Consider the following 24,280-nt stretch of genomic DNA (forward strand, 5'->3'; position numbering starts at 1 on the left):
ATTAACGGTTACCTGCGGCATCAGCAGAGGGGGTAAAGTTTTTAATGGCGCTATCCAGATTACCCTTGTTGCTTTGTACCGTAGAGGAAAACTGGTTGCGGAAAGTCAGGCCAATATCAATACCATTTAAGGACACATTACGCACTTTCCAGCTATCCCCGCTCTGGATCAGCTGATAAGTCACCGGAATAGTACCGTTGCTGGTTTTAAAATCCATGCTCACCACAGCCTTGCTGGGATCACGGCCGGGCGTAAACGGACGAATGGTGTAGCTTTCGTTGTTATAGGCAGCCAGTCCTTTCGCATAGGTACGGATCAGGCTTTGATGGAAGGTCTGGGTAAAGGTACTACGCTGGGCTGGGGTGGCCTGACGGTAATACTGCCCCATCACACCACGGGCAAAACCTTCAAAATCCACGTGAGGCTCAACATTTTCCTTTACGATGGTATTTAATACCGCAGGATTTTTCTGGTAGCTGGCACGCTCTTTCACCAGACGGTCAACCAGTGTATCGGAAATCCGTTTTACAAATACCGGTGCAGGTTCAGGTGCAGCCTGCACACTGGTACTGGCAATCATTGTTGCGAGCATGCTGACACTCAGGGCGGTTGGCAATGCTTTAAATTTCATGTTATTCCTCTCATTGAGTAAGGCAGCATTGCAATTAATACTGCCTGATGGAAATCATGCCCTGCAAAAAGTCCTAAAACCCTTCTGCAAAGCCATCCGGTTGCGCCTGTACCGCAGGCGTTGCAGGCGCTGTCTTGTTTGCGCCGGCATTACCGGTAATAAACTTGTTGATCAAATCTTCAATATCCATGGAGCCTTGCGTCTGGGTAATGACATCGCCCGCTTTATAGTATTTTTCACCCGCGCCCGGCACAATCTTGAGGTATTTTTCACCCAGAATTCCGTTGGTGGCCACCATGGCATATGCATCGTCATCAATGGTTTGAACGGCGCTGTCAATCTCCATCACCACTTCAGCCTGTAGGGTTTTGGGATCAAGGCGGATATCGGTTATACGCCCAATGGTAACGCCACTTATAGTAATTTTAGCACGCGGTTTTAAGCCGTTAACATTATTAAATTGTGCGGTTAGCGTATAAGTGTCTCCATAATTGTTCCCTAGCAGGCCACTAACTTTCATTGCCAGAAAAAACAGGGCAATAGCCGCCACAATAACAAAAATGCCTACGGTGAGTTCACTGCTTCGTGTCCTCATGACAATCCTCCGAACATGACCGCAGTCAAAACAAAATCAAGTCCCAGTACACACAGGGACGAATAAACCACTGTACGGGTAATGGCTGTGGCAATACCTTCAGGAGTGGGATCACAGGCATAACCCTGATATACCGCAATCCAGGTACAAGTTACTGCAAAGACAATGCTTTTAATAATGCCGTTGACGATATCGTCACTAAAACTCACCGAACCCTGCATGCTGGACCAGAATGAGCCTTCATCCACCCCCAGCCAGTCTACCCCGACAAACTTACCACCCAGAATTCCCACTGCTGAAAAAATAATGGTTAATAGCGGCAGGCTAACGATACCAGCCCATAAACGCGGTGCCACAATTCGGCGCAAGGGATCAACCCCGATCATTTCCATACTGGATAGCTGCTCGGAAGCTTTCATGGAACCGATATCTGCTGAAATACTGGAACAGGCACGTCCGGCAAATAGCAATGCCGCAACCACTGGGCCAAGTTCACGTAACAAAGTGAGTGCCAGACCCGTACCCAACATGGACTCACTGCCAAACCGGATTAAAATAGAGTACAACTGCAACCCGAGAACCAGACCAATAAACAGGCCTGATACGGTAATAATCAGCAGTGAAAGCACACCTACCCGGTACATTTGCTCAATAAACAAACCAAAGCCACGCGGTGATGGAACAGCCAGTAAAGTGCGCAATAGCAACAGCATGGCGGCCCCGATTCCTTCAATCCGCTCAATAACGGCACGTCCAAGACGCTGCACCGGATTCACACTGATTCTCCTTTAAGCTGTTGAGGCTTTGCCAGATAAGGAGTTTGGCTGTACTGGAATTCTACCGGGCCTTCAGCATAGCCATTTAGGAACTGCTGCACAAAAGCGGACGATGATGCCTTAAGTTGTTCAGGCGTACCTTCGCCCATAACTTGTCCTTCGGCCACCACATACACATAATCGGAGATCGACAGGGTCTCATCCACATCATGCGATACAATAATAGTGGTTAGCCCCAATGCTTCACGCAGGGTACGGATCAGGCGGGTCAGTACGCCCATGACAATTGGGTCCTGCCCGGCAAATGGTTCATCATACATAATCAAGTCAGGGTCCAGTGCAATGGCACGGGCCAGAGCAACGCGGCGATTCATACCACCGGAAAGCGCTGATGGCATGAGCTGCTCCGTACCACGCAGGCCAACTGCTTCAAGCTTTAAACCAACCAGCTCGGCAATCAGGTGCTCAGGCAGGCGTGTGTGTGCCCGCAAGGGAAAAGCCACATTCTCAAAAACCGTCATATCGGTAAACAAGGCACCACTTTGAAACAGCATGCCCATACGCGCGCGCACTTTAAATAATTGCTGGCGCCCAAGACTGGCAATATTTTGTCCTTCAAACAGGACTTGGCCACTGTCTGGCAGCAATTGCCCACCAATCAGGCGCAATAGAGTGGTTTTACCAGTTCCCGAAGGCCCCATAATGCCAGTAATCTGTCCGCGCTTGAACTGCATGTTTACGCCATCATAAATAGGGCGCTCACCACGGTAAAAAACCAGATCCCTGACTTCAATTAATGAATCATCAGTTAAATTTTGCGAATCTTGTGTCCGATTCCAGGTATCGACCATGCGCACAATAATCCGTAACAAATTATTAAAAAAAGAACTTTAGCATACTTTATAAAGCACTATAAGTAGGGAACGTAGTGCTTTTGTTTTATGAAAAAATGAATGAGCAGCACCCAATAAATTATTACTTTTCCACCAGTTGAATGGTTTCTGGATAGACTTCCGCCTGCTGGATATTAAACTCGGGCAAGACCGAAGGCTCTTTTTCCTTCAATAGCTGAAAGCCCAGATAAACGGCATTTAAACCGACTAAAAATACAAAAAGATAAGGCATTTTTTTTTCCTTGTTAAATTTTTACCACGCCATGACCAAGCCTGGTAGCGAATCCGCTATTTTGTGCATAGTATAGCCTATTGTCTCAATGAACAAGTTTAAAAAAGACGAACATACGCCATAAAAAAAGCCGGAACAGTTCCGGCTTTTTTGAGCTAATCCACTGAGCATACTCAATGGATTGGCAAGGCTACAGCATGATTAATTAGTCATCATTATTGTTGCTGCGTACCTTGTTGGCATAGGCTTGCTCTTTAAAGCGACGGGTCTTGCGCTCAACATTCGGTGCCTGTTCAGCACCAAAGCTACGCTCACCACCAAACTCACGACGTGGGCGTGATTCGCCACCGCCAAAACTACGACGCTGTTCGCCACCTTCACGGTTAAACGGACGTGCTGGACGGTCACCACCACCAAAGCTACGGCGTTCGCCACCTTCGCGATTAAATGGACGACGCTCACCACCGGCATTGTTGTTATCGCCAAATGAACGCGCTGGACGCTCACTGCGATAATCTACACGATTACCACGGTTGTCATCATTGCCGCCAAAGCTACGACGCTGTTCGCCACCTTCACGGTTAAACGGACGCGCTGGACGGTCACCGCCATCACGGTTAAATGGACGACGCTCACCACCTTCGCTATTACCAAAGCTGCGACGCTGTTCGCCACCTTCACGGTTAAACGGACGTGCTGGACGGTCACCGCCATCACGGTTGAATGGACGACGCTCGCCACCTTCGCTATTGCCAAAGCTGCGACGCTGTTCGCCACCTTCACGGTTAAACGGACGTGCTGGACGATCACCGCCATCACGGTTGAATGGACGACGCTCGCCACTACCGAAACGGGATTCACCTTCAAAGCGACGGCCACCGCCACCTGGACGACCACCGCGGCCATTGCCACCACGATCATTACGGCCAGTACCACGTGGGCGCTCTGCCTGTGGGGTTGGCTCCAGTCCAGGAATTTCGGTTACGGCTAAACGGGCGCTTAAATAGTCTTCAAGACCACGGATTTTACCGCGCTCACGGTGTAATGCCAGTGTAATAGCACGACCACTACGGCCCGCACGACCGGTACGGCCAATACGGTGTACGTAGTCTTCGTTCTTCATCGGTAAACCGAAGTTGATGACATGGCTAATACCAGGAACATCCAGACCACGAGCAGCAACGTCAGTGGCAACCAGAACACGCGCACGGCCATCACGCAGGCTCTTGATACGGCGGTTACGCACGGTTTGTGGCATGGCGCCATGCAGTGCAACTACTTGGTGACCCGCTTCTGCCAGCTCTTCAGCCAGCATGTCGGTATCTTCCTGAGTGCTTGCAAACACTACGGCCTGATCCATGGTTTCATCGCTTAACCAGTGGGCCAGCAGTTTTTTCTTGTGTTCAAAACCATCAGTCCAGTGCAGAGTCTGTTCAATATCCACATTGGTGCTTGAACCGGTTTCAATCGCAATGCGCTCAGGCGAATTCATCATCTTTTCAGCAAGACGAATAATACGGTCAGCAAATGTTGCAGAGAACATTAAGGTTTGCTTACGACCACTCGCCAGATCGCTAATGGCTTCCAGATCTTCGGAAAAACCCAGATCCAGCATGCGGTCGGCTTCATCAACAATCAGCGCATCAACTTCTTGCAGGCTCAATTGACGACGATTAACCAGATCCAGCAAACGGCCCGGCGTTGCTACAACCACCTGAGCGCCTTTTAACTGGGCAATTTGTTTACCAAATGGCATGCCGCCTACAATGGTCGCAATACGCAGGCCACGAACATGGCGAACCAGTGCAATCGCATCCTGACTAACCTGTTGAGCCAGTTCACGTGTTGGGCACAACACCAGCACTTGTGGCGAAGTAATATTTTTGGCACGGTCTTTAGCAGACTGCAACTGGTTGATTTCAGCCAGCGGATTTAAGGTTGGCAATAAAAAGGCAACGGTTTTACCGCTACCAGTCTGGCTTGATACCAGAAGGTCTTTACCGTCTAATGCGGCAGGAATAGCAGCAGCCTGAACAGCTGTAGGTGCAGTGAAACCCAGATCAGTAAGGGCTTTTTGATATTGTTCAGCTAAAGGAAAATCAGCAAAAGTGTTGCTCATAGAGAGTCTCGCCCCATGTTGGGCGCTCCAATAAAGTCATAAAATAGACATCGGCATCAGGCAGCAAAGCAGAAATCTGACTCTTGTCAGTAGGCTTAACTTATAAAGACGATGCAATATACGCACAACAGCTTACGGCAGCAGCCTGAAAAGATGGTCAGTGTGGACTGACTAGAGATGAGAGGCGCGAAGAATAGTCATCCTGAGGACTGTAAACGCGCAATCGTAAATCAATTAGATGTTCAGGCGATGAACGGAAATAAGTGCGTGGCGCATTATAGCGCTAATCATTTAGAAAAGCTATACAATATTACACTTTATTCACGAGGTGCGAATAAGCGCACATTTAACCCTTAAATATCCTCTAGCTAGGGCTGATTACCCATGCTCGTCGGTGGCAAACTGTTGGGTAGCTGGTTGATGAAATTGTTAAGATTAGGGCGGGGCTCGGCAGGCGCGCTAGGATTTTCCAGTGGCTGGGTGAGTAATGGCTGCTTAATTACCCGGTTACGCAGGGGATTGGTAATTTCATTCTTCAGGAATTCATTATAAGAGCGATCGGTCTGATTGGCATAACGCTCATATTGTAGTCGGGTACATTCTGCTTCACGCATATCCTTGGGGCAATCCAGCACTTCCGGTATCTCAGCTTTGGCCGGATTGGCTTCTGTTTCATGCCGCAGGGCACGGTCTGACAGTTCAGTTGCCGCATAGCTCAGGGTTGAGAAAATAGAGCTACCCAGCAGTAAGCCCAAACCAGCAAGGTAAATCTGTCGTGAATTAATCATTGTTATGTCTCACTATTCGTAGTTCAATTTAACCCAGTATAAAACAAGCCATGGTTAAAATTGCACCGCTTATCATTTCACTGATAAATATAATAATTGCTTACATGAAAATGCATTTGCATAAAAAACCCCAGCACTGGCTGAGGTTTTGGTAACGCTGATTACATCAGGATTTTAAAAATCCCTAGCCGCCAATTTTTTTGTACTTGGCACGCTTTGGCCCGGAATCATTACCCAGCATTTTTCTGCGATAGGCTTCGTATTCACTGTAGTTGCCATTAAACCACTGTGGGCCTTCATCTTCAAATGCCAGAATATGGGTGGCAATCCGGTCAAGGAACCAGCGGTCATGCGAGACCACCAGTACGCTGCCGGGGAACACTTGAATAGCTTCTTCCAGCGCACGCAGGGTTTCAACGTCCAGATCGTTAGATGGTTCATCGAGCAGGATCACGTTGGCACCCTGACGCAGGGTTTTGGCCAGTTGCAGGCGGTTACGCTCACCCCCGGATAGCTCACCGACGCGTTTTTGCTGGTCCTGACCCTTAAAGTTAAAGCGGCCAATATAAGCACGTGAAGGCGTGGTGTACTCGCCAATAGTAATAATGTCCAGACCATCAGACACTTCTTCCCACACGGTTTTTGACGCATCCAATGTATCGCGCATCTGGCCGACATAAGCCACCTTGACACTTTCACCCAGGCTTACTGATCCGGTATCCGGCTTGTCTTCACCGGTAATCATGCGGAACAAAGTGGTTTTACCGGCACCATTCGGGCCAACAATACCCACAATACCAGTAGGCGGTACGCTAAAGCTCAAGCCTTCATACAGCAAACGGTCACCAAAGGACTTGCTGATGTTTTCTACTTCAATCACCTTGTTACCGAGGCGCGGGCCGGGTGGAATGTAGATTTCAGCGGTTTCGTTGCGCTGCTGGAATTCACGCGAGTTCAGCTCTTCAAAGCGTTCAATCCGTGCCTTGGATTTAGCCTGCTGGCCCTTAGCATTTTTACGAACCCATTCCAGCTCATGTTTCAGGGCTTTAGCAAAGGCTTCTTCCTGCTTGTTTTCCTGCTCTAAACGAGCCGTTTTCTGTTCCAGCCAGTTGGTATAGTTGCCCTGATATGGAATGCCATGGCCACGGTCAAGCTCCAGAATCCACTCCGCCACGTTGTCCAGAAAGTAGCGATCGTGGGTAATCGCCACAATCGTGCCAGCAAAGTCTTTGAGGAAGCGTTCCAGCCACGATACTGATTCAGCATCCAAATGGTTGGTTGGCTCATCCAGCAGCAGCATGTCGGGCTTGGACAGCAGCAAGCGGCACAGGGCCACACGGCGGCGCTCACCACCGGACAGCTTGTTGACATCGGCATCCCAGGCTGGCAGGCGCAAGGCATCGGCAGCCTGTTCCATCTGGTTATTCAGGTTGTGGGCATCCCAGGTCTGGATAATGGCTTCCAGCTTTTCCTGTTCCTTGGCCAGCGCATCAAAATCAGCATCTTCGGCGGCGTATTCAGCAAACACTTCATCCAGACGTGCCAGTGCATCCAGTGGCTCACGCAGGCCATCTTCCACATTGCCGCGGACGTCCTTGGCTGGGTCCAGGTGCGGTTCCTGTTCCAGATAACCAATTTTAATGCCGGGCTGGGCACGTGCTTCGCCGTTAAAGTCTTTATCAACCCCTGCCATAATTTTAAGCAAGGTTGATTTACCCGCACCATTAAGACCCAGCACACCAATTTTGGCACCCGGAAAAAATGATAAAGAGATATCCTTAAGGATTTCGCGCTTGGGCGGAACCAGCTTGGATACCTTGTTCATGGTATAAATATATTGGGCCACGTAGGACTCCTGAAGTATTTCTTTGTAGTGAACACCAATTCACTACACTTAAATCACGATGGTCAAAAAGTATTGAAACAAATTTGGTGCATAGTATAGCGGATTTATCAGAAAACTCGTGCAATGCAATTGCGCCAAGCCTGAATTTTGTTAAAAGCCATCATTTCACAGCGCCATCCAGCACTTTAAAATAGGCGATTTAATTCAGTTTATTTTTTGAACGTATTAAAAATGTATCCAGACTCTAAAATAGAGTAAAGACTCGATTGTTTTTTGTACGTTTTTTTAGAATAATTACTCTAGATCAATTCAATAATATTGATAATTTTCAATTATTTAATTTTTATCAGGTTAAATTTTAATCCGACGAAAGGTATATATTTTTTTTGAAATTTTTATAACTATATATTTAGGCAAAATTAAATAAATGCCTGGAATTTTTATATTGTTTTTTTTGAAAGAGATTATCTTATGGCCAGCCAGATTCAAAAGATGTTACCCAAAGTGGTTAAGGATAAAGTTGCCTTAATTACTGGTGCTTCCAGTGGTATCGGTTTAACAGTTGCCAAGCAATTGGCCAGTGCAGGTGCCCATGTGCTACTGGTTGCGCGCACCCGTGAAAAACTGGAAGAAGTGAAACAGGAAATTGAGCAGGCTGGCGGCAAGGCATCGGTATTTCCCTGTGACCTGAATGACATGGCGTCCATTGATGAATGCGCGCAGACAATTCTGTCGGAAGTGGGCCATATTGATATTCTGGTTAATAATGCCGGTCGTTCGATCCGTCGTGCGGTTGAAGAATCGGTAGAGCGTTTCCATGACTTTGAGCGCACTATGCAGCTTAACTACTTTGGTGCTGTGCGCCTGATTTTAAGCGTATTGCCGCATATGATTAAGCGTAAAAACGGCCATATCATTAATATCAGTTCCATTGGTGTATTGGCCAATGCCACGCGGTTTTCCGCTTATGTGGCCTCTAAGGCTGCGCTGGATGCCTTTAGCCGTTGCCTGTCGGCAGAAGTGCATGCGCATAATATCCAGCTGACTTCCATTTATATGCCGCTGGTACGCACACCAATGATTGCGCCCACCAAAATGTATAAATATGTGCCTACCCTGTCACCGGAACAAGCGGCTGACATGGTGGCTACAGCCATTATCAAAAAGCCAAAAAGCATTGCCACCAAAGTGGGTACGTTTGCTGCAGTCAGCTATGCGCTAGTGCCCAAGTTCAATGACTTTGTGATGTCGGTTGGTTATCAGTTATTCCCAAGCTCGACAGCAGCCCTTGGCGACAGTAAGAGTAAAAAAGCAGGTAAACTGAATCTGGCGCAGCGTGCCTTTGCCCGTCTGGTACCGGGTGAACACTGGTAAGCCTTGATTCCTGCCCTAAAAATGAGATTAGATAGCTAATGGAAGCTGTACGTAACCAAGGTTGCTGTACAGCTTTTTTATTTAACCGTGATGAGCGCAGGGCCAAAACATTATTATTTATAAAATTTTTAATAGCTTATTGTTATGTTTGCCAAGTTCATACTGAAACTTACCTAATTCAATCAGCATTTTTTCAAAACTTTGCTTAGATAAACAATACTTAAAATATGAGTAATCATGATGAAAACAATAATGGCAACCACACTGGCTGGGCTGGCTTTACTGGTTCATAGCCATGCCTTTGCTAAATCTGATCAGGCCATACAACAAGAAGCTACTCAACATGCAGTAACTGTGGCACAGATTAAAACCTTAGCAGATGAAACAGGCGTTACTTTAGCAGGTCACATTGTCAGGCATATTTCTGGCGATGATTTTGAGTTTAAGGATGCCAGCGGTTCTATTGTAATTGAGGTTGATGATGACCTATGGAAACCCATGCAACTGAAGGCAGGTGATAAGGTACGCCTTATTGGGGAAGTAGATACCCATCGCCGCAAACCTACGGATATTGAAGTTATTAGCATTGAAAAAATACAATAAGGCTAAATGCAAAAAAGCACGCCTTGACGTGCTTTTTTGCATTAAAACGATTTTAAATTAATAATTTCCAGCTATAAACCCTGCCGAATTTAAGCCTTTCATGCACCGAAAGCTTAAATCCAGCCTTAGCTTAGCCGGATTTTTTCACACCCGCCTGTAATAGCAATGCACCTAACCCGCCAATTTTTGGTTCGCTGGGCTTGGCTGCCTTGTCGTGAGGTTTTCCGGATGGCTTATCCTGACGCTTAGGCGCGCGCTCACCGGATTTTCTGGCCGCAGGTTTGGCCTGCTTGCGCTGCTCATTGTTAAATGAACGTGCAGCACGTTCGGGCTTTTCTTCCGGATTCAAGCGCAGGCTTAGGCTAATGCGTTTACGCTCTGCATCTACACTAATTACCCGAACCTGAACAATCTGCCCCGGCTTAACCACCTTATGCGGGTCATTGACAAAGCTGGCTGACAACTCGGACACATGCACCAAACCATCCTGATGCACGCCAATATCCACAAATGCACCAAAATTGGTAACGTTGGTCACCACACCTTCCAGCAACAGGTTGTCGCTTAAATCCTGCATGCTTTGAATGTCAGGACGGAACTTGGGCGTGCGGAATTCAGGACGTGGATCGCGGCCAGGCCTGGACAGCTCACTTAACACGTCCTGTACCGTTGGCAAGCCGTATTGCTCATCGACAAACTCTTCCGCGTTAATACCGGACAATACTTCAGCGTTGCCCAGCACTTGATCCAGCGATTTATCCAGTTTGGCCAGTATTTTTTCAACCAGCGCATAACTTTCCGGATGTACGGCCGAACGGTCCAGCAGTGCTTCACCATCCTGAATACGCAAAAAGCCTGCCGCCTGCTCAAAGGTACGGTCACCCAGACGCGGCACTTTTTTGAGTTGCTGGCGGTTATTGAACACGCCATGTTCCCGACGGTAATCAGCAATTTGCTGAGCAATATTTTTGTTTAACCCGGCAATGCGCGACAGTAATGCTGGCGATGCAGTATTTACATCTACCCCCACCGCATTGACACAGTCTTCCACCACCGCATCCAGCGTACGTGCCAAACCAGTCTGGTTCACGTCATGCTGATACTGGCCAACGCCAATGGATTTGGGATCAATTTTAACCAGCTCGGCCAGTGGGTCCTGCAAACGGCGGGCAATGGAAACCGCGCCACGAATGCTAACATCCAGCTCTGGCAGTTCCTGAGACGCCAATTCACTGGCTGAATATACTGATGCGCCCGCTTCACTGACCGTGACACGAGTCAGGTTCAGGTCAGGATGCTTTTTGGCCAGCTCGCCCAGCAGGTTTTCAGTCTCACGGCTGGCAGTGCCATTGCCAATGGCCACCAGATCAACCTGATGTTCACGACACAGGCGCTCAAGCTCGGCCAGCGCGCCTTCGGTGTCATTTTTTGGTGCAAACGGATAAATGGTGCTATATGCCAGTACATCACCAGCACTGTTGACCACTGCCAGCTTGACACCAGTACGAATACCGGGATCAACACCCAGTGTGCAGCGTCCGCCCGCAGGTGCTGCCAGCAGCAGATGCCGCAGGTTCTCAGCAAACACTTTCATGGCATCGGCTTCGGCAGCCAGACGTTTTTCAGTCAGCAGGGAATGTTCAAAATGCGGACGCAATTTGCCCAGCCACAACAGTTCGCCACTTTGCTTTAAAAACTGCTGGCGTGATTCAGGCTGTATGTCATTGAGTTGCAAGTCACCATAAATTTCAGCCAGACGCGGCGCATCTTCCCCGTCTACTTTTAAAGTCAGCACATTTTCCTGACGGCCACGCAGCATGGCCAGCAGGCGGTGATTGGCTACTTTTGCCAGGCTTTCACCGGACTCAAAATAATCACGGAATTTTTTGCCCACTTCACGTTTTTCTTCACCTGCCAGACGGCTAAGCAGTTGCGCACTGGCTGCAAAACCCTGTTTTAGCTGTTCGGTCAGCTCCAGACGTGCCGTCCACAGGTCTACCAGAATATGCTGGATGCCTTCCAGTTGGCTGGCCACATCAGAATAGCGTTCTTCTGTCCCCTCAGCAGCAACAAAACCAGCCAGTGCCGCTTCCGGCTCAATGGCTTCCTGCCAGATTTTTAAGGCATAGGGTTCTAAGCCGGCTTCGCGGGCAAGGGCAGCCTTACTGGTGCGCTTGGGACGATACGGCAGGTACAAGTCTTCCAGCGCAGTTTTGCTGTCAGCGGCATTTAAGCGGGACAGTAGCTCATCGCTCAATTTGTCCTGACTACGCACAGAATCAATAATTTTCTGGCGGCGTTCATTTAAGTCGCGTAAATAAATCAAACGTGCTTCCAGCTGACGCAACTGGGTATCATCCAGGCCCTCAGTGGCTTCCTTGCGATAGCGCGCAATGAAAGGAACGCTTGCACCATCGTCCAGCAAGCGAATGGTCGCTTCAATTTGGGCAGGACGAACCGCAAGCTCGCTTGCCAGTTGTTGAACCAGCTCAGTCATACAACGCTTCCACGACAAAAATGAAAGTGGCGATTATACGTCCTGTACCCTTGTCTTGAATACGCTTTATTAAATTTTATTCATCAGTCCACCATTAGCCGCCAAGGCTGTTTTTCCGTCATTAAAATGCGGTAATTTGACTTTAACCATCAGCACTGTTTTTTGTTTAGTCACTTGAAATCTGGTGTTTTTTTAACTGGTTTGCTGCAAACCTCTGCTTTATGATTATTTTAGTAGATTAACCTGTATATATTTGGTATCTATTGCTTGAATCTATTTGTGTTTTTGCCCGTCTTGCCCTAAATGTAAGCAATTACTCAGTATTTGATTAGCATTTTATAAAATTAGCGGATCTGGCTTGCAGATCCAAAAAAGGAGTTAAACATGAGTCTCGTTGTGCCTGCAGAAGAGCAACTCCTACGCCCTGAAGCAGACCGGGTTGAACGAATTCTGGTCGTTGATGACGATGTCCGTTTGCGTACCTTACTACAGCGTTTTCTGGAAGATAAGGGCTTTGTGGTCAAAACCGCGCATGACGGCACCCAGATGGATCGTCTGTTACAACGTGAATTATTTTCCCTGATTGTGCTGGATTTCATGTTACCCGTAGAAGATGGCATCAGTATTTGCCGTCGGCTGCGCAACAGCAATATTGACACGCCGATTATTATGCTGACCGCCCGTGGCAGTGACAGTGACCGAATTGCCGGACTGGAAGCCGGTGCCGATGACTACCTGCCCAAACCGTTTAACCCCAATGAATTACTGGCGCGTATCCGTGCCGTACTGCGGCGCCAGGTGCGTGAAATTCCCGGCGCACCCAGCCAGCAGGTTGAAGTGGTGAGTTTTGGCCCTTGGGCGCTGGATTTATCCACCCGCACCCTTACCCGTGAAGGTCAGGTGGTGACTTTGACCACGGGTGAATTTGCAGTATTAAAGGCGCTGGTACAGCATCCACGTGAACCACTGACCCGCGACAAGCTGATGAATCTGGCGCGTGGACGCGAATGGGGTGCCATGGAACGCTCTATTGATGTTCAGGTGTCGCGCCTGCGTCGCCTGATAGAGGAAAATCCTGCACGTGCCCGTTATATTCAAACGGTCTGGGGCGTGGGTTATGTGTTTGTTCCGGATGGTGCAGAATAAGTTTTGCAGTAGCCGGAACGTTTTGTACACTGTTGAAATAGCGTAATAAGATGCTGGATCAGGCGGTTTTAAAAATCAGGTCATGCACTGGATTGAAGCATGGGCTTTCAGTCCAGTAATTTATATAAGGATGGCAAGTTTTGCCACAGCAAGTGAATAACAATAGGGCGCAGTCTGATAATAACCGCGACAGCATGACGCTTGAATCAGGAAGCGTCTATCGTCCTCGCACCCGTACCCGCTGGGAACTTTTTTTAGACCGCATCAAACCGCGTTCTACCGCCATGCGCACGACGGCACTGGTGTCGGTGGTGGTGTTTTTCAGTTTATTTATGTCGCTGGCCTTTTTCTGGCGCACCCTGTATTTGCCTGAAATCCGTCAACACGCACGCTATCTTGCCATTGAACTGGATCTGCTGGAGCAAACCGACCTGCAAGTGACCGAAGATCCGTTTGCCTTTGACCTGCACGACTGGCTGGAACAACGGGTTGGCGTACAAATTATTCGTGAACCCAGTGAATTTCCAACCACACGCGAAAAACTAATCGCCGAATTTTTTACCGGACGGCTGGAAAAAGAACTATCGCGGGAACTCAATGAACCTGTCACGGTTTATTTTGAATTTAAGCCTTCACCTCAACTCTGGATTTATTATCCCTCGCTGGGCAAAGCCTGGGTGCGCGAACCCCTCGATTTTTATGCCGAGTATAGTGCCGAGCTAATTTTGCTCTGGCTGCTGGGTATCCCGCTACTGACATCCATTATTATCCTGACGCTGGTACGACAGTTAAACCGACCGCTGCTACGCCTGCAACATGCTGCCCGGGATTTTACCCAGACGGGCAAGGCGCCGTATCTGGAAACCAACCATGGTCCTATTGAAATCCGTCAGGTAAATTCAGCCTTTAACCATATGATCAGCACCCTGCAACAGGCCGCGCAGGAACGTACTATTATGCTGGCCGGTATTTCACATGACCTGCGCACGCCACTCACCCGTATTCGCCTGACTGCCGAGCTAATGCCGGATGAAGACCTGCAACAGGGCTTGATTTACGATGTGGATGATATGGATGCCATCTTAAGCCAGTTTATTTCCTACATGCGTGATGGCTCGGATGAAAAAGAACAAATCACTGATATTAATGCGCTCATGCAGGAAATTATTGTCCAGTTCAAGCCGCTTAAAATTATTTACCAGCCCCAATTGTTGCCACAAATTTGCCTGCGCAGCCTGTCCATCAAACGTATGATTGGCAATCTGGTCAACAATGCCAAACGGTACGGTGCCGAACCGGTTTATCTCTCTGCCAGCTTGCTGGGGGCTTATATTATCATTACTGTGCGTGATAGTGGCGAAGGCGTTGATGAAGCAGATATTGAGTCATTGATGCAGCCTTTTGTGCGGGGTAATAGTGCGCGCACCACCCAGGGCAGTGGCTTGGGACTGGCCATTGTTAAACGAATTGCCGAGCTGCATGGCGGTTATGTGAATGCACGCAATCACCCGGATGGCGGCCTTGAGGTCAGTGTGGGCCTACCTCTGGTGCGTAAACCGCCAGAAACCACCAAGACGGAAGGCAGTGCTTTGCGCAAAATCAAGAATCGCTTAACCGGTGAAACATGAAATGCCATCAAAACCCTGATGGTTTATTTTATTATTCTGCACCACAAATTAACACAACAAAAAACCCCTAAAGCTTAAAACTCTAGGGGTTTTTTACCTGTATGTGACTACAGGTCTTACGCATATGGTGGCGTGAGGCGGGATCGAACCGCCGACACACGGATTTTCAATCCGTTGCTCTACCGACTGAGCTATCGCGCCGATGGGTGTGAATTAAATAGAAATCATAGGTTCAAGTCAAGTGCTATTCCTTAAAAAGCGTTCTTATGCCTTTTTTTTAAACAGGCTGGCGGACTTTTTGTTAAATCTTGCCCAGATGCGACAGGCAACGATGAATAGCGCCACAGCCCGGCTTAAAGTGTTTTACGCCTTTTTGTTCCTCGGCCTCACATACACCTTCAATCAGGCGCTCAGCCACACCACGGCCACGGTTGGACGGATGCACCACCACATAATGCACCAGACGGGTATTATCCTGCCCGCTCACCCAGACTGCACCAATAATTTTCTGGTTAAACTCAGCAGTATAAATCAGGCTATCTTGCTGCATGGCTGTTTCCAGCTGTTGCACGGCATCGTCGCCATCACCAAATTCAGGGCTGGTATCATACAGACGCTTGAGCTGGGTGCGCAGTTCTTCATCCTGAATTTCGGAATACGCATGAACGGTAATTGGCATAACAGCCTCCCCTGGTATTTTTGAATGAATTAACTCTAGCAAAGGCTTCACCCTACTGCCAGAGAATACGTTATAATTAATGTTTTTCGGGAGCTTTGTCGATGGCAGAACGTGTCAGTGAAGTGGTGCGCCATACCAGTGAAACGCAAATCCGCGCACGCGTCAATCTGGACGGTACTGGTGCAGGGGTGCTCAATACCGGTGTGCCTTTTCTGGATCACATGATTGACCAGATCAAACGCCACGGCTTGTTCGACATTGATATTGAATGCAAGGGCGACCTGGAAATTGACGATCACCACACGGTAGAAGACTGTGGTATTACTCTGGGCCAGGCGTTTGCCAAGGCGCTGGGCGACAAAAAGGGCATCCGTCGTTATGGCAATTTTTATGCGCCACTGGATGAAGCGCTATCGCGTGTAGTGGTAGATATTTCTGGGCGTCCGGGCTTATTTATGGATATTCCATTTACCCGTGCGCGTATTGGCACCTTTGATGTTGATTTGTTTTCCGAGTTTTTTCAGGGGTTTGTAAATCATGCCCTGATGACCCTGCACATTGATAACCTCAAAGGCAAAAACAGCCACCATCAAATTGAAAGTGTGTTCAAGGCATTTGCCCGTGCATTGCGCATGGCCTGCGAGCTGGATCCGCGTGCCGCAGGAACCATTGCCTCCACCAAAGGTAGCCTGTAAATGAGTCAGGCCAGAACACGTATTGCCTTGCTGGATTATGGCATGGGCAATCTGCACTCGGCGGCCAAGGCACTGGAATTTGTGGGTGCAGCGGTTGATGTGACCAATGATCCCAAGGTCATTGCACGTGCTGACAAGATCATGTTTCCCGGCGTGGGTGCCATGCGCGACTGTATGGCTGGTATGCAGGATGTGCATGTCGATGACGCAGTAAAACAGGCCGTATTTAACAAGCCCGTTCTGGCGATTTGTGTGGGCATGCAGGCGTTAATGCAGCGTTCCCAGGAAAATGGTGGTGTAGGCTGTCTGGGAATTTTTGCAGGCGACGTGGTGCGTTTTCCCAATCAGGCCGGATTAAAAGTGCCGCACATGGGCTGGAATCAGGTACAGCAGCATGATCCTGCCCATCCAATGTGGCAGAACATTGCGCAGGATAGCCGGTTTTATTTTGTACATAGCTTTTATGTGCAGCCTGAAAATCCGCAAATTGCGGCAGCGACCTGCGATTATGGCCAGCCATTTACCTGCGCCTTAAGCCAAGATAATTTGTTTGCCGTACAGTTCCACCCGGAAAAAAGTCATACAGTTGGGTTACAACTGCTTAAGAACTTTGTTGCGTGGGATATTTAAAATTGCCGTATTATTTTTAGGCATTTTATTTTTAAGATTTATTGCTTCACTTTCTTTGCTTAATACTGAGGACACTTGCCATGTTAATTATTCCAGCAATTGATTTAAAAGACGGCAAGTGCGTGCGTCTAAAACAGGGCCGCATGGAAGATGATACGGTATTTTCAGATGATCCTGTGGCCACCGCAACGCACTGGGTCAATGAAGGCGCACGACGCCTGCATCTGGTGGACTTGAATGGTGCTTTTGCCGGCACACCCATTCATAAAAATGTGGTGGAAGCCATTGCTGATGCACACCCTGAACTGCCCATTCAAATTGGTGGCGGCATTCGCTCAATGGATACCATTCGCCATTATTTAGAAGCCGGAGTGTCCTTTGTGATTATTGGCACCAAAGCGGCCAAAGAGCCGGAATTTGTAGAACAGGCCTGCAAGGAATTTGCCGGGCACGTTATTGTGGGTATTGATGCCAAAGATGGCATGGTAGCAACTGATGGCTGGGCCAATGTGCTGGACATTAAGGCAACCGATCTGGCCAAGCGTTTTGCCGATGCAGGGGTGTCCAGTATTGTGTATACCGATATTGCCCGTGATGGCATGATGCAGGGTGTGAATGTGGAGCAAACCGTGCAACTGGCAGATTACTGTGGCTTGCCGATTATTGCCTCAGGCGGCGTGACCAACCTTGAAGACATTCGTCTGCTGAAAGGCCAAAAAGGCATTTTAGGTGCCATTACCGGCCGTGCCATTTATGAAGGCAGCCTGAGCTTGCGGGAAGCACAATTACTGCTGGATGAAGAACACGTTTGATTAAAGTAGATAAGCCTTAGTTTGCTCGTGGTAATTAACCCTATGACATCTTACAGGCAGTCCTACGGGCTGCTTGTAATAGCAATTAAATCATATTAATTTTTGTGTTAACGCTATAAGAATAATGAATTGCAATCTGACATTTTTCATAATATTCATCATTGTTATTGTATTGCTTAATCTCTGGAGCAAATTTATTCCAGAGACAGCTTCTTCAATATCAAGTCCTCAATCGGATACTTGCACGGTCAGTGATGAAGTACTTCGAGACTATTTTTTAAAATCTTCAGTAGTAAAAACAAAGTCCATTGATGAGATTATTCGAGATATTGGCCCTTTCCAGAACATGGGTGATTTTGATTTTGGTCGAGCTGTTTATGAATGGCATGGCCGAACTTTGCATATTCAGGTCTGGACAAATTCCAATAGTGTAGAAGAGGTAATCCTCCAAGAAATGACTTAATGTTATGGGTTAGATTTAACCCGTAACATCTATTAGCAGAAAACCAACTCATCTTATCGCGTTTTTAGCGGGCGCTTTGTTTTAAGGTAGAGCGCATGCAATATCCAAAACAACAGGAGCATGCTATGGCTGACGCTCAGGCGATGACCACCACAAATACTCTGCCGCACGCCACTTTACTGGAAAGTCTGAAAGTTTTTGCTCAAGTTCTGGGACCAACCTGGGCCAAGGGTGTAATTATTCGACGGCCTGCCATGGTTGGTATTGCAGAAAGTCTGGGCCTTGATAAACATGCGGTACGCTATATGCAAAAGCTGCGTGACAAATATGGCAATGACCCACTGTTGCTGCGCTTACCCAAAAGCATTAACTATGCACTGGTCTTTATGCCGGAACATGTACATCGCGTGTTGCAGGAAACCCACCAGCCTTTTGCTACTGACAGCCGCGAGAAACATGCAGCACTGGCCCATTTCCAGCCGCATGGGGTACTGATTTCACAAGACCCGGAGCGCAGCAAGCGCCGGCATTTTAATGAAGCCGTACTGGATACGGCATTACCGGTACATCGGCTGGCGGATCATTTTATGGGGGTAATCCATGAAGAAGCCAGCCAGTTACTAAATAGTCTGGGTTATAAACAGCAACTGGACTGGGAACGCTTTGCCATAAGCTGGTTCCGCATTGTACGCCGTGTGGTGTTTGGCAATGCGGCACGTGATGATGAACAACTAACCCAGCTGGTAAACAAACTACGCGGCCATGCCAACTGGGCCTTTATGCATCCTAAAAATGATAAACTGCAACAGCAACTACACAGCCGCATTAACCATTATATTCAGTTGGCCGCGCAATCAGGATCAGCGCCAGAACCTAGCCTTGCTGCCCTAATCGCCAGTACACCGCAAGATGCAGATACCGCACCGGCCGATCAGGTGGCGCACTGGCTATTTGCCTTTGACCCGGCGGGCATGACAGTGTTCCGGGCGCTGGCCCTGCTGGCCTCACATCCGCAGCAGGCTGCTCAAGCACAGACAGAGTTAAAGGCCAATACCGGTTCGTCGCGGCAATATTTGCCGTATTTGCGTGCCTGCATTCTGGAAGCCTTACGTCTGTGGCCTACTACGCCCGTCATTTTGCGGCAAAGTAAAACAGCAACCCAGTGGGACAGCGGCATGATGCCCACCAACACTGGCCTGATTATTTATACACCGCTATTGCACCGTGATGATGAAAACCTGTCCTATGCCAATACATTTGCCCCAGAAGTCTGGCTGGATCAGCAGCATACCACCACCGCCCAGCAATGGCCGTTGCTACCATTTAGTGACGGGCCTGCCGTATGCCCGGCGCGCAATCTGGTGCTGCTACTGACCAGTAACATGCTGGCTCAATTACTGGAGTCTGGCGCGCTGGAATTACGCTCGTCACGCTTGAGTCCCAAGCTGCCCCTGCCGGGAACGCTCAGTCCGTATCGTTTACGCTTTAAAGTGAAGGGCTGAGCAAAGATTAACCATACCGTCGCTATCAATAACAAGGCATCTTATTTCAGGGTGCCTTTTTGGTTTAATGTCGTGTGCTGCGTCTTTAATGTCTTAAAATAATGCAAAAAACTGCTGAATGACTTGTAGTGTTAATAATCCGGTTAAAACCCAGTTCAGCGCGACAGTGGCGAAGAATAGTCGCTGGAATTCGGTTTTGGCCGATTTATGCCGAAGTTTTTGTTGGGCCAGCAAGGCACCGGGCCAGCCGCCCAGCAAAGCCAGTACATGCAGGTTTTTCTCGGGAATACGGCGCCTGCCCTGCTGTGCAGCCTGTTTGTCTATTGCATATAGCCAGTAGCTTAGACCACTAAGCAGCACTGGAATTATTAAAAACCACAAGGGCAATTGCCGGGTTAGTCCTAAGGCAACAATAAATGCCAGATACAGGGTAATTAGCCAGCCGCGCCACTGTTGCGGATATTGCCGATATGGTAACAAGGACTTTGACAAGGAACCGCTAGCCGTTTTGTCAGTTGATTTTGACTTGTTTTGACGGCGCACGTAGGTCACTCGCTGGGCATTCAGGCGGCCATGGCCATCCCGAGTGATTTCATATTCCAGCATGACGCCGGCCAATGGCCTTGGCCCGCGCTGGGCAAACGCCTTGATGTGCAAAAATATTTTTTTATTACCCTGATTCGGGGCTACAGGCTGAATAAAGCCATAACCCTGATCATCATGCCATTCAATGAGTTGTCCCTGATAACGCATGCTTGCCTATTCCGCACAATGAATGAAAAATGGCGAGTGTAAACGATCTGCAAGCATGGTACGCATCTCGGCAGGGTCTTTTTGCAAAATATGTTCACCGGTACGTGCTTCCTGCTGGTTGCGTTGCTGGACTTGCAAGCGTGACAGCCAGAAGCGGCAAGCGGCCATGGCCAGATAAGTTGGCAGGGCCTGTTGCTCCCCCATGGTCAGCGGACGCACCTGATGATAGGCATTGATGAAGGCTTGCGCTTTTTCATTATCCAGTGCCACGTCTGGCCACTGGCTGCAAAAGTCATTGAGGCAAATGGCAATGTCCAGCAGCAACTCATCATAGGCCAGTTCGGAAAAATCCAGCAAACCAGTCAGTACATTGCCATCAAATAAGGTGTTATCGCGAAACAGGTCACCATGAATCAGGCCACTGGGACGCTCTGGATACTGCTGCTGAACCTGCGCAAACTGCGCAAAAATTTGTAGTAACAATGCCTGATCAGGCTGGCTTAAAACCGGCATTAGCTCATCCCTGCTGTGCTGCCACCAGACCTGTCCATGGTTGTTGTCGCGGTGCAGCGGATAGGTGCGCAAGGTTATATGTAGTTGCGCCAGTGTGCTTGCCATTTCACTAACTTGCAGCACAGTAGGTTGCATGGGCGGCTGGCCCATCAGTCGTGGTGCCAGTTGAGCCGGCTTGGTATGCATAAAATGAATGACCTGCCCGCTTTGATCACCCAGTGGTGCAGCAACCGGCAGGCCCTGCTGTTTTAAATACTCCAGCAGGGGAATCAGCTCATTGATGCCTATCAGGCTCATTTCCTCAAAAATGGTGAGCACCAGTTGCTGCTGATTATCAAGTTGCACAAAATAATTGGTATTTTCAATCCCGGCCTGAATGGGAGTCAGGCCAGTGACATTCAGTTGGTAATGCCGGGCCAGTTGCTGTACTTGTTCCAGTGTGACGGTGGTATAAACTGACATAAATCCCCTGCCTGCACGCTTTTTGCCTGTCAAGTTTGCTAGAATACAGGCGTTAGAATAGCGCGTTATGGCGCTATTGTGCGCGCTGTTGATGTATTTCGTATTTTACCGTCTGTCTTGCCCCTGACTGGAACTTGCTATGCTGGCCAAACGTATTATTCCCTGCCTTGATGTTGATAACGGCCGTGTGGTCAAAGGCGTGCAGTTTGTGGACATCCGTGATGCGGGTGACCCGGTGGAAGTGGCGCGCCGCTACAATGAACAGGGCGCGGATGAAATTACCTTTCTGGACATTACTGCAACCCATCATGGCCGTGATACCACCTACCGCACCGTCGAGCGCATGGCCGAAAGTGTCTTTGTACCGCTTACCGTTGGTGGTGGTGTGCGCAAGCTGGAAGACATCCGCCAGTTATTGAATGCCGGTGCCGATAAGGTGAGCATTAACTCCGCAGCGGTATTTACCCCCGAATTTGTAGGCGAAGCCTCTGCACGTTTTGGCGCGCAATGCATTGTGGTGGCAATTGATGCCAAAAAAGTCGGCGACAATAAATGGGAAATCTTTACCCATGGTGGCCGCAAGCCCACTGGCATTGATGCGGTAGAGTGGTCAATTAAAATGGCAGGCTTGGGCGCTGGTGAATTGCTGGTGACCAGTATGGATGCTGATGGCACCAAGGCGGGTTATGACCTCGGTCTGATGAAACAAATTACTTCCAGCGTGAATATCCCGGTGATTGCCTCGGGTGGCGTGGGCAACTTGCAGCATCTGGCTGATGGCATTTTACAGGGTGGTGCTGATGCCGTACTGGCTGCCAGCATTTTTCACTTTGGCCAGCACACCATTCCGGAAGCCAAGCAATATCTGGCTGATCAGGGTATTGAAATGCGTTTGTAAGGATCAAATATTTAATTAGAACGGTGGACTGTAGCAATACAGCTACCGTTTTTTATGCACTTAACAACTGCAAAATACTAAAAATTTATAGCTGATGAAGCCCTGTTTATAACAGTGCAGTGAGCATTTTCAGGCTCAGTAACAGCAGCAAGATGGCAAATAATTTCTTTAAGGTGGCGACCGGCAAGCGATGCGCCAGCTTTGCACCCAGTGGCGCAGTAAAAAAACTGCATGCTGACATTAGCAATACCGCAGGCCAGTACACCAAGCCAACCGTATAAGGAATAGTGGCCAGGTCTGCATCATGGTTGAGCAAATAACCCAGCGCGCCTGCCAGTGATATCGGCAAACCCATGGCTGCCGAGGTGCCAATGGCTTTTTTAATATCAAAATTACGCCAGGTTAAATACGGCACGGTGAGCGAACCGCCGCCAATGGACACCAGTGCCGAAATTGCACCAATTCCGGCACCAACGCCCAGTAACTCCGTGCTGGAAGCAGGCTTGTGGCTAGGACTGGGCTTTTTATTCAGCAGCATTTGAACTGACACATAGCCCATAAACAGCGCAAAGAATACAGCCAGATACAACGATGGAATTTGCGCAGCCACAAAGGTAGCCAGAAACGTGCCTACAATCACTGCTGGTGCCATCCGTTTGACAATGTCCCACAGCACGGCGCCATTGGCATGGTGCGCACGCATACTGGAAAACGAGGTGGTCACAATGGTGGCCATGGAAGTGCCCAGTGCCAGATGCACCACATTGTCCGGCACAATGCCCATGCCCAGAAAAATAGTGGTGAGTAATGGCACCATAATGCCGCCGCCGCCAACCCCCAGCAAGCCAGCCATAAAACCGGCAAATGCCCCAAGACCAATAAAGGCCAATGCCCACTCAAGTGCCATATACCAGCCTATGGATGCAAAAAGTGAATTTTACGGGCTTTTGCCCAATCTCGCCATGGAACAATGCGATCTGGGTTTATTTAAGCCAGTATTTTACCTAAGCCTGCGTCATTCACACAGTAGTGACAGCAGTTGCAAGACTGATGGTGAGGTTTGCCAACATACAATGATGTTAATGCCTGTAGTTATTTTTGAGGCAGCAACATCAGTTTTTGAGCTGATGATCTGCCAGACCTTCACTGGCTTTTTGCAGTATACTGATTAACTCAGCAGTCATTTCTGGCGTAAAATGATAGGGGTCAAACTTGTCTAATCCATAGCTTTTTAAAAAGGATGGTACTTCCTGATCAATAGCTGCATATTTCATTTCCCACGATGAAAAAGCGAATTTTTCAATCGGCTCAAGTGATAATACCTTTAGCTCAGTATGACGCTCATCCTTTTCCAGCTTGGCATATAATGCATCAATATGTTGCTGAGTACCTTCTAAACATTGAAAAAAATAATTGTTCCCAAAGTACAGCGCACCCACTAGCTTATTTTTTCGGTTTTGGCGGCGTGAGGTGGTTAAGATATTGATAATATTTCTATTGTAACCTTCTTTTTGACCACTAATCAGGGTGAAAGTGGCTTTACTCACATACGTCATACGGATCAGTTGGTCTGCTGTTTGCGCATTCATGGCTATTTGTCCTTATCGTCCAGCCTTTAACCCTATACAGATTTTTCAACGATAGCTGATTACTTTGCAGTTTTCTAACCAAAAGATACCAATTGATAAATTTGATATGAGCTGGTTTGGAGAGAAGCTTATTGTTGGGTTACCACACAGCGTACA

At 48.4% G+C, this 24,280-nt stretch carries 23 protein-coding genes and 1 tRNA gene; 9 read left to right on the top strand and 15 right to left on the bottom strand.

Translation table 11 applies throughout. The features are described 5' to 3' along the window. Window position 1: 1 nt before the first annotated feature. From BKE30_RS05580 to ettA, 8 genes are all read right to left on the bottom strand, one after another. On the bottom strand, window positions 2-631 hold the full coding sequence (locus BKE30_RS05580) for an MlaC/ttg2D family ABC transporter substrate-binding protein (protein WP_076877618.1): 630 nt from the start codon (window positions 629-631) through the stop codon (window positions 2-4). Window positions 632-704: 73 nt separating this feature from the next. After that, entirely contained in the window at window positions 705-1,226 is a 522-nt protein-coding gene (mlaD, locus tag BKE30_RS05585) for an outer membrane lipid asymmetry maintenance protein MlaD (protein ID WP_076877619.1), read from the bottom strand. Further along, complete coding sequence (gene mlaE, locus BKE30_RS05590; protein ID WP_076877620.1) at window positions 1,223-2,002, bottom strand: lipid asymmetry maintenance ABC transporter permease subunit MlaE; 780 nt, start codon at window positions 2,000-2,002, stop codon at window positions 1,223-1,225. Before mlaE ends, mlaD begins: the two co-directional genes overlap by 4 nt. Then, the gene (locus BKE30_RS05595; protein WP_076877621.1) at window positions 1,999-2,853 is read right to left on the bottom strand and encodes an ABC transporter ATP-binding protein; all 855 of its coding nucleotides are present in this window, start codon (window positions 2,851-2,853) and stop codon (window positions 1,999-2,001) included. Before BKE30_RS05595 ends, mlaE begins: the two co-directional genes overlap by 4 nt. A 124-nt stretch (window positions 2,854-2,977) precedes the next feature. Then, window positions 2,978-3,127 carry a hypothetical protein gene (locus BKE30_RS15975; protein ID WP_156935829.1) on the bottom strand — a complete coding sequence of 50 codons (150 nt, stop codon included), beginning with the start codon at window positions 3,125-3,127 and terminating at the stop codon, window positions 2,978-2,980. Between the two features lie 205 nt (window positions 3,128-3,332). After that, window positions 3,333-5,246 carry a DEAD/DEAH box helicase gene (locus BKE30_RS05600; protein ID WP_076877622.1) on the bottom strand — a complete coding sequence of 638 codons (1,914 nt, stop codon included), beginning with the start codon at window positions 5,244-5,246 and terminating at the stop codon, window positions 3,333-3,335. A 368-nt stretch (window positions 5,247-5,614) separates the two neighbouring features. After that, window positions 5,615-6,034, bottom strand: coding sequence for a hypothetical protein (locus tag BKE30_RS05605; protein ID WP_076877623.1), 420 nt, complete (start codon window positions 6,032-6,034; stop codon window positions 5,615-5,617). 184 nt (window positions 6,035-6,218) lie between these two features. Further along, window positions 6,219-7,880: an energy-dependent translational throttle protein EttA gene (gene ettA, locus BKE30_RS05610; RefSeq protein WP_076877624.1), complete on the bottom strand. Its 1,662-nt coding sequence runs from the start codon at window positions 7,878-7,880 to the stop codon at window positions 6,219-6,221. A gap of 471 nt (window positions 7,881-8,351) precedes the next feature. On the opposite strand from ettA, the gene BKE30_RS05615 reads away from it, so the two are divergent. Both BKE30_RS05615 and BKE30_RS05620 read left to right on the top strand, forming a co-directional pair. Next, the gene (locus BKE30_RS05615; protein ID WP_076877625.1) at window positions 8,352-9,254 is read left to right on the top strand and encodes an SDR family NAD(P)-dependent oxidoreductase; all 903 of its coding nucleotides are present in this window, start codon (window positions 8,352-8,354) and stop codon (window positions 9,252-9,254) included. Window positions 9,255-9,494: 240 nt separating this feature from the next. Further along, window positions 9,495-9,857 carry a NirD/YgiW/YdeI family stress tolerance protein gene (locus tag BKE30_RS05620; RefSeq protein ID WP_076877626.1) on the top strand — a complete coding sequence of 121 codons (363 nt, stop codon included), beginning with the start codon at window positions 9,495-9,497 and terminating at the stop codon, window positions 9,855-9,857. 130 nt (window positions 9,858-9,987) lie between these two features. Here the strand turns inward: BKE30_RS05620 and BKE30_RS05625 are convergent, their stop codons facing one another. Further along, window positions 9,988-12,354, bottom strand: a complete 2,367-nt coding sequence (locus BKE30_RS05625; protein ID WP_076877627.1) for a Tex family protein — start codon at window positions 12,352-12,354, stop codon at window positions 9,988-9,990. Between the two features lie 384 nt (window positions 12,355-12,738). Here BKE30_RS05625 and ompR point away from each other — a divergent pair, with 384 nt between their 5' ends. Together ompR and BKE30_RS05635 are read left to right on the top strand one after the other, a co-directional pair. Next, complete coding sequence (ompR, locus tag BKE30_RS05630; RefSeq protein WP_076877628.1) at window positions 12,739-13,500, top strand: osmolarity response regulator transcription factor OmpR; 762 nt, start codon at window positions 12,739-12,741, stop codon at window positions 13,498-13,500. Between the two features lie 194 nt (window positions 13,501-13,694). Then, complete coding sequence (locus tag BKE30_RS05635; RefSeq protein ID WP_076877698.1) at window positions 13,695-15,128, top strand: ATP-binding protein; 1,434 nt, start codon at window positions 13,695-13,697, stop codon at window positions 15,126-15,128. 125 nt (window positions 15,129-15,253) lie between these two features. Here the strand turns inward: BKE30_RS05635 and BKE30_RS05640 are convergent. After that, window positions 15,254-15,329: transfer RNA gene (locus tag BKE30_RS05640), tRNA-Phe, on the bottom strand. 100 nt (window positions 15,330-15,429) lie between these two features. Beyond that, the gene (locus tag BKE30_RS05645; protein ID WP_076877629.1) at window positions 15,430-15,807 is read right to left on the bottom strand and encodes a GNAT family N-acetyltransferase; all 378 of its coding nucleotides are present in this window, start codon (window positions 15,805-15,807) and stop codon (window positions 15,430-15,432) included. Window positions 15,808-15,908: 101 nt separating this feature from the next. Between BKE30_RS05645 and hisB the strand changes: the two genes are divergently transcribed. From hisB to BKE30_RS05670, 4 genes are all read left to right on the top strand, one after another. After that, window positions 15,909-16,502, top strand: a complete 594-nt coding sequence (hisB, locus tag BKE30_RS05650) for an imidazoleglycerol-phosphate dehydratase HisB (protein ID WP_076877630.1) — start codon at window positions 15,909-15,911, stop codon at window positions 16,500-16,502. Then, window positions 16,503-17,132, top strand: a complete 630-nt coding sequence (hisH, locus tag BKE30_RS05655) for an imidazole glycerol phosphate synthase subunit HisH (protein WP_076877631.1) — start codon at window positions 16,503-16,505, stop codon at window positions 17,130-17,132. 80 nt (window positions 17,133-17,212) lie between these two features. Further along, the gene (gene hisA, locus BKE30_RS05660) at window positions 17,213-17,944 is read left to right on the top strand and encodes a 1-(5-phosphoribosyl)-5-[(5-phosphoribosylamino)methylideneamino]imidazole-4-carboxamide isomerase (protein ID WP_076877632.1); all 732 of its coding nucleotides are present in this window, start codon (window positions 17,213-17,215) and stop codon (window positions 17,942-17,944) included. A 558-nt stretch (window positions 17,945-18,502) separates the two neighbouring features. Continuing rightward, window positions 18,503-19,909 (top strand): cytochrome P450, encoded by a 1,407-nt coding sequence (locus BKE30_RS05670; RefSeq protein WP_198938044.1) that lies wholly within the window; start codon window positions 18,503-18,505, stop codon window positions 19,907-19,909. Window positions 19,910-20,002: 93 nt separating this feature from the next. Here the strand turns inward: BKE30_RS05670 and BKE30_RS05675 are convergent, their stop codons facing one another. Both BKE30_RS05675 and BKE30_RS05680 read right to left on the bottom strand, forming a co-directional pair. Beyond that, window positions 20,003-20,662, bottom strand: a complete 660-nt coding sequence (locus tag BKE30_RS05675; protein ID WP_076877634.1) for a DUF1294 domain-containing protein — start codon at window positions 20,660-20,662, stop codon at window positions 20,003-20,005. Window positions 20,663-20,668: 6 nt separating this feature from the next. Further along, on the bottom strand, window positions 20,669-21,637 hold the full coding sequence (locus BKE30_RS05680) for a homoserine kinase (protein ID WP_076877635.1): 969 nt from the start codon (window positions 21,635-21,637) through the stop codon (window positions 20,669-20,671). Window positions 21,638-21,776: 139 nt separating this feature from the next. Here BKE30_RS05680 and hisF point away from each other — a divergent pair, with 139 nt between their 5' ends. Then, on the top strand, window positions 21,777-22,535 hold the full coding sequence (gene hisF / locus BKE30_RS05685) for an imidazole glycerol phosphate synthase subunit HisF (protein ID WP_076877636.1): 759 nt from the start codon (window positions 21,777-21,779) through the stop codon (window positions 22,533-22,535). A gap of 106 nt (window positions 22,536-22,641) precedes the next feature. Here hisF and BKE30_RS05690 read toward each other — a convergent pair whose 3' ends face one another. Further along, window positions 22,642-23,442: a sulfite exporter TauE/SafE family protein gene (locus BKE30_RS05690; RefSeq protein WP_076877637.1), complete on the bottom strand. Its 801-nt coding sequence runs from the start codon at window positions 23,440-23,442 to the stop codon at window positions 22,642-22,644. A gap of 205 nt (window positions 23,443-23,647) precedes the next feature. Further along, entirely contained in the window at window positions 23,648-24,124 is a 477-nt protein-coding gene (locus BKE30_RS05695) for a BLUF domain-containing protein (RefSeq protein ID WP_076877638.1), read from the bottom strand. Window positions 24,125-24,280: the final 156 nt, after the last annotated feature.

Origin of the sequence: Alkanindiges hydrocarboniclasticus, assembly GCF_001982605.1 — a bacterium.
GTDB lineage: Bacteria > Pseudomonadota > Gammaproteobacteria > Pseudomonadales > Moraxellaceae > Alkanindiges > Alkanindiges hydrocarboniclasticus.